Annotated in this window: 5 protein-coding genes; all 5 read right to left on the bottom strand. The window is 37.0% G+C overall.

The window, feature by feature from the left end:
* Nucleotides 1–108 precede the first annotated feature (108 nt).
* Nucleotides 109–561: a hypothetical protein gene (locus tag QN370_RS20430; protein ID WP_322128359.1), complete on the bottom strand. Its 453-nt coding sequence runs from the start codon at nucleotides 559–561 to the stop codon at nucleotides 109–111.
* A 48-nt stretch (nucleotides 562–609) separates the two neighbouring features.
* Entirely contained in the window at nucleotides 610–978 is a 369-nt protein-coding gene (locus QN370_RS20435) for a hypothetical protein (RefSeq protein WP_322128360.1), read from the bottom strand.
* Nucleotides 975–1,325 carry an Imm45 family immunity protein gene (imm45, locus tag QN370_RS20440; protein WP_322128361.1) on the bottom strand — a complete coding sequence of 117 codons (351 nt, stop codon included), beginning with the start codon at nucleotides 1,323–1,325 and terminating at the stop codon, nucleotides 975–977. Before imm45 ends, QN370_RS20435 begins: the two co-directional genes overlap by 4 nt.
* A complete protein-coding gene (locus tag QN370_RS20445) occupies nucleotides 1,322–1,777 on the bottom strand; it encodes a hypothetical protein (protein ID WP_322128362.1) in 456 nt (151 codons plus the stop codon). Before QN370_RS20445 ends, imm45 begins: the two co-directional genes overlap by 4 nt.
* Nucleotide 1,778: 1 nt before the next feature.
* Nucleotides 1,779–2,041 (bottom strand): toxin C-terminal domain-containing protein (locus QN370_RS20450; RefSeq protein ID WP_323581821.1); only part of this gene is annotated, 263 nt, incomplete at its 5' end.

Genomic DNA, 2,041 nt, shown 5'->3' on the forward strand with positions numbered 1-2,041 from the left:
TTTTCGAGAATAAAATTTGCTGGAGGCGGAATCAGCCATTTTCATTCTTGGGTTCGGCTTTATTCAGCGGTTCCCTAGAGTAATTGCAGTTTTGAATTCGGTTAATTTTTACTGAACCAAGTGTGCAATATCTTCAAATTTTATCGTCCATTCTGAAACTGATAATTTAGTGCCACAGGAATCAAAAATATCTTCATCTTCATCATCTTCTCTCGCATAAATATATTCCTCGATCGAAAATGGATCTAAAACTTTTTCAACACCCGGGTTTTTAATGAAAATTTCACGTATATAAATTAATTCGCCGGCAGCATATAAAGCCCAGAATGTAAGCGCTGTATTAATGTGCATTTTATTTACATCAGTTACTAACATGCACTTACTAACCTTTCTTGCATATAAGTGAGAAAGTGCATTTTTCCATTGATAGCTATATTGATCAAGACTCCATAAATCTGTAATCAATGGGCAGTTTTCAAGATACCCGTTTATTTCAATTTCGCACCTTGGAAGACCATCTGAATAATTAACACCTTCAGCCGCATAAATATTAAATATCACATCGACCTCCAAGATACAAAAAGTAACCAGAAAATATTTTTAACTCACCTATTTTGACAACTCTCTGGATGAAGAAAACCAAACATGTCCAAGCTTTGGAAGTGAAAATCCAAATTGGTCATTCCAGTTTTCAAGCACCCACTGCTTATCTATACATTTCCCAGGCCCTTTTATTAGGGATGCGTCAGGAAAGTATCCGAGCGGCACGCCAGCAATACCTTTCGAAACGCCGTAAATCTCAAAAGCAACTCCGTATCGATATGAGCTACAGATTATCGCCAGCGCATCTTCACACTTACAACCGAATACTTTTAGATCGTCCGAAAATGCAATGAATATGCCGCTCCAAAAATAATCTTCGGCCCATTTTTCAGCATTAACCCAAGCAAAATCCTTTGTAGAAAATTCATTTTTCATAAAGCACCTTTTTTTATTGGAAGTTTTTTTATGGAACTCTGTCTCCCTACATAAACATCACTCAGATTAGACTCCGGATATATGTACCGATACCAATTTTCCAGCAGCCAGGATTTTTCCAGATAATCACATTTATCGACTTTAACAATCGGCACAAAAGACAATCTCTTCCCGCTTTCGTGACCTGCAGTAACGAAAAATTCAAATGCTGCATAGTTGGAACTTGATGGACACATGATTACTTCGATAACGCGCTCCCCTGCGAAAAAGTCACATGGATGAAATTTTAAGAAAGTGCCGATTTTTAGATACTCATCCTCAAAGTCGACTAGCTTAATCCAATTCATTTCTCACTTACCAAATGGAGGATATCTTCAAATTCAATAGACCATTCAGATAAAGTATATTTATTGCCATCCTTATCACACCCGAAATCAGTATCATAATTTCTATCCAATATATATTTTTCTATCTGCACAGGATCCATCAAAATTTTCTTTTTAGGATTTCTAATAAACATTTCATGAATATAAATAACATCGCCTTCTGCATACAAAGCCCAAAACATAATTGCAGCACTTATATGCTTCTTATTTATGTCAGTTATTAACATGCATTTTTTTACCTTTCTTTCGTACAAATAAGAAAGTGCAATTTTCCATTGTTTCCGATAATCATCCAGGCTCCACAGTTTTGTAATTAAATAGCAGTTTTCCAGATATCCATTCATTTCAATTTCACATCTCGGAATTCCATCGGAATAATTACAGCCTTCTACAGCTTCAATATTAAATGTCATTTCAATCCTTAATCAATGTCAGGTCACCATCATACGTTCCAATTCGGCCACCTTTTCTATCAAACATTTTCCACACCCCACCGTTATGCCCATCGGCATCGGGACTAATATAATTCTTTCCATTTCCAAAAACTTTCTGCCCATGCGGATCAAACGGCGGATCTTTAATTAACCGGTTATACCCAAGCTTGGCCGCATCCTCTGCATTAGCTTTGCGCAGCGGATTAATCGAGCACTTCGCGTTATGCGCCCAAACCCCACCCG

The sequence above is a fragment of the Actimicrobium sp. CCI2.3 genome (assembly GCF_035019065.1).
In the GTDB taxonomy this organism is placed as follows: domain Bacteria; phylum Pseudomonadota; class Gammaproteobacteria; order Burkholderiales; family Burkholderiaceae_D; genus Actimicrobium.

Coding starts and splice junctions, on each gene's coding strand:
- imm45 (WP_322128361.1), bottom strand. CDS start 1,325: ATGAATTGGATTAAGCTAGTCGACTTTGAGGATGAGTATCTAAAAATC.
- QN370_RS20445 (WP_322128362.1), bottom strand. CDS start 1,777: ATGACATTTAATATTGAAGCTGTAGAAGGCTGTAATTATTCCGATGGA.
- QN370_RS20435 (WP_322128360.1), bottom strand. CDS start 978: ATGAAAAATGAATTTTCTACAAAGGATTTTGCTTGGGTTAATGCTGAA.